A 2,677-nucleotide genomic window follows, 5' to 3' on the forward strand; every position below is an offset into this window, starting at 1 on the left:
GCGCGTAGGATACTTGATAAGGGAGACCCTAGTACGAGAGGACCGGGACGGACGAACCTCTGGTGTGCCAGTTGTCCCGCCAGGGGCACGGCTGGTTGTCTACGTTCGGAAGGGATAACCGCTGAAAGCATCTAAGCGGGAAGCCTGCTTCAAGATGAGGTATCCCACTCTACTTTGTAGGGGTAAGGCCCCCAGCTAGACGACTGGGTTGATAGGCCGGAGATGTAAGCTCGGTAACGGGTTGAGTTTTCCGGTACTAATAGGCCGAGGACTTGATTACCCAAGCTGCTACGCGTCCACTGTGCAACTCTGAACGGGCAAGCGACCCACGTGTGTGTTGGTGGGGTTGTTTGGTATGTTCATAGAGTTACGGCGGTCATGGCGGAGGGGAAACGCCCGGTTACATTCCGAACCCGGAAGCTAAGCCCTCCAGCGCCGATGGTACTGCACTCGGGAGGGTGTGGGAGAGTAGGACACCGCCGGACATTCTTTCCAGTCGAGGGCCGCCCCTATGGGGGTCGGCCCTCGACTGCGTAGCGTCGGGTGCGGCGCAATCAGGAAGGATGTACCTGTGAGTTCAGGACCCCAGGACGGCGACCGTCCTCGACGTTACGAAGACCGTTCCGACCGACGCGGCGGCGCGCCCCGACGGGATGACCGCCCGCCGTACCGGGATCGGGACGAGCGCTCGCGCGACCAGCGCGGCGGCTCCGGCGATCGCCGTGAGGGTGGCTTCCGCCCCCGAGACGATTCGCGTTTCGCCGGCGGTGGCCGAGACGGTGGCCAGCAGGGCGCACCGCGCGGCGACGGCCGGGACTTCCGCGGCGGTGACCGCCGCGAGGGCGGTTTCCGGTCGGGCCTGCCGCGTGAGGGTGGTTTCCGCCGCGATGGTGACTCCCGTCAGGGCGGGTTCCGTGGTGGCGACCGTCCCGAGGGTGGTTTCCGTGGCGGGGATCGCCGTGAGGGCGGTTTCCGTGGGGGTGACCGTCGTGAGGGCGGTGCCGGCGGGGAGCGCCGTGAGGGTGGTTTCCGTTCCGGTCCGCGTGAGGGTGGCTTCCGTGGGGGTGACCGTCCTGAGGGTGGTTTCCGTGGCGGGGATCGCCGCGAGGGTGGCTTCCGGGGCGGCGACCGTCCCGAGGGTGGTTTCCGTTCGGGCCCGCGTGAGGGTGGCTTCCGGGGTGGCGACCGCCGCGAAGGCGGGTTCGGTGGGGACCGTCGCGAGGGTGGTTTCCGTTCGGGCCCGCGTGAGGGTGGTTTCCGTGGTGGCGACCGTCCCGAGGGTGGTTTCCGGGGCGGTGAGCGTCGCGAGGGTGGCTTCCGTGGGGGTGACCGTCGTGAGGGCGGTGCCGGCGGGGAGCGCCGTGAGGGTGGTTTCCGTTCCGGTCCGCGTGAGGGTGGCTTCCGTGGCGGCGACCGTCCCGAGGGTGGTTTCCGTGGCGGGGATCGCCGTGAGGGCGGCTTCCGGGGCGGTGACCGTCCCGAGGGTGGCTTCCGTAGCGGTGAGCGCCGTGAGGGTGGCTTCCGGGGCGGTGACCGTCCCGAGGGTGGTTTCCGTTCGGGCCCGCGTGAGGGTGGCTTCCGGGGTGGCGACCGCCGCGAAGGCGGGTTCGGTGGGGACCGTCGCGAGGGTGGTTTCCGTTCCGGTCCGCGTGAGGGTGGCTTCCGGGGCGGCGACCGTCCCGAGGGTGGTTTCCGTGGCGGTGAGCGCCGCGAGGGTGGCTTCCGTGGGGGTGACCGTCGTGAGGGTGGCTTCCGTGGGGGTGACCGTCCCGAGGGTGGCTTCCGGGGCGGCGAGCGCCGCGAGGGTGGTTTCCGTGGCGGCGACCGTCGTGAGGGTGGCTACCGGGGCGGGGACAGAACCGGCGGACAGGGCGATCGCCCGCGCCGGGACGACCAGCGGGGCTTCGAGGACCGGCGTCGGGACGGCGGCCACGGTGGGGACGCGTCGCGCGACCGCCGGGACGACCGGCGCGACCGTGCCGAGCGGGAGGGGGCGGTCGCTCCGGCGCTGCCCGACGAGATCGTCGCGTCCGACCTGGACCAGGCCGCCCGCGCGGAACTGCTGTCGCTGGCCAAGCCGGTGGCGGACACCGTCGCCCGGCACCTGGTCGCGACCGGTCAGCTGATCGACGAGGACCCGGCGCAGGCGCTGGCGCACGCGCTCGCCGCCCGTCGGCTCGCGTCGCGCATCTCGGCGGTACGCGAGGCGGTCGGGCTGGCCGCGTACCACGCGGGGGAGTGGCAGACGGCGATCGCCGAGCTGCGCACGTACCACCGGATGACGGGGTTGCAGAGCCACCTGGCGGTGCTCGCCGACTGCGAGCGGGCGCTCGGGCGTCCGGAGCGGGCGATCGACCTGTTCCGGGGGGCCGACCGGGAGAAGCTCGATCAGGCCGTCGCGATCGAGTTGCTGATCGTCGCCGCCGGGGCACGGGGTGACCTCGGTCAGAAGGACGCGGCCGTCGCCATGCTCCAGGTCCGCGAGCTCACCAACGACGCGACGGAACCGTGGGCAGCCCGGCTCCGGTACGCGTACGCCGACGCGTTGCTCGCCGTGGACCGGCGCGAGGAGGCCCGGGAATGGTTCTCCCGGGCGGACGAAATCGATGCCGAGGGCGAGACGGACGCGGCCGAGCGGCTGCTCGAACTCGACGGGGTACTGATCGAGGGCGACGAC

The 2,677-nt window shown here is 71.2% G+C and carries 2 protein-coding genes and 1 rRNA gene; 2 read left to right on the top strand and 1 reads right to left on the bottom strand.

Features of this window, described 5'->3' with window-relative positions:
- The first annotated feature begins 368 nt into the window (after window positions 1-368).
- Window positions 369-485 (top strand): 5S ribosomal RNA (gene rrf / locus MCAG_RS25755).
- Between the two features lie 92 nt (window positions 486-577).
- Here rrf and MCAG_RS32860 read toward each other — a convergent pair.
- Window positions 578-1,933: a hypothetical protein gene (locus MCAG_RS32860; RefSeq protein WP_198141801.1), complete on the bottom strand. Its 1,356-nt coding sequence runs from the start codon at window positions 1,931-1,933 to the stop codon at window positions 578-580.
- Between the two features lie 147 nt (window positions 1,934-2,080).
- Here MCAG_RS32860 and MCAG_RS33945 point away from each other — a divergent pair.
- Window positions 2,081-2,677 (top strand): hypothetical protein (locus MCAG_RS33945; protein ID WP_036375256.1); only part of this gene is annotated, 597 nt, incomplete at its 3' end.

It is taken from the genome of Micromonospora sp. ATCC 39149 (genome assembly GCF_000158815.1).
In the GTDB taxonomy this organism is placed as follows: Bacteria; Actinomycetota; Actinomycetes; order Mycobacteriales; family Micromonosporaceae; genus Micromonospora.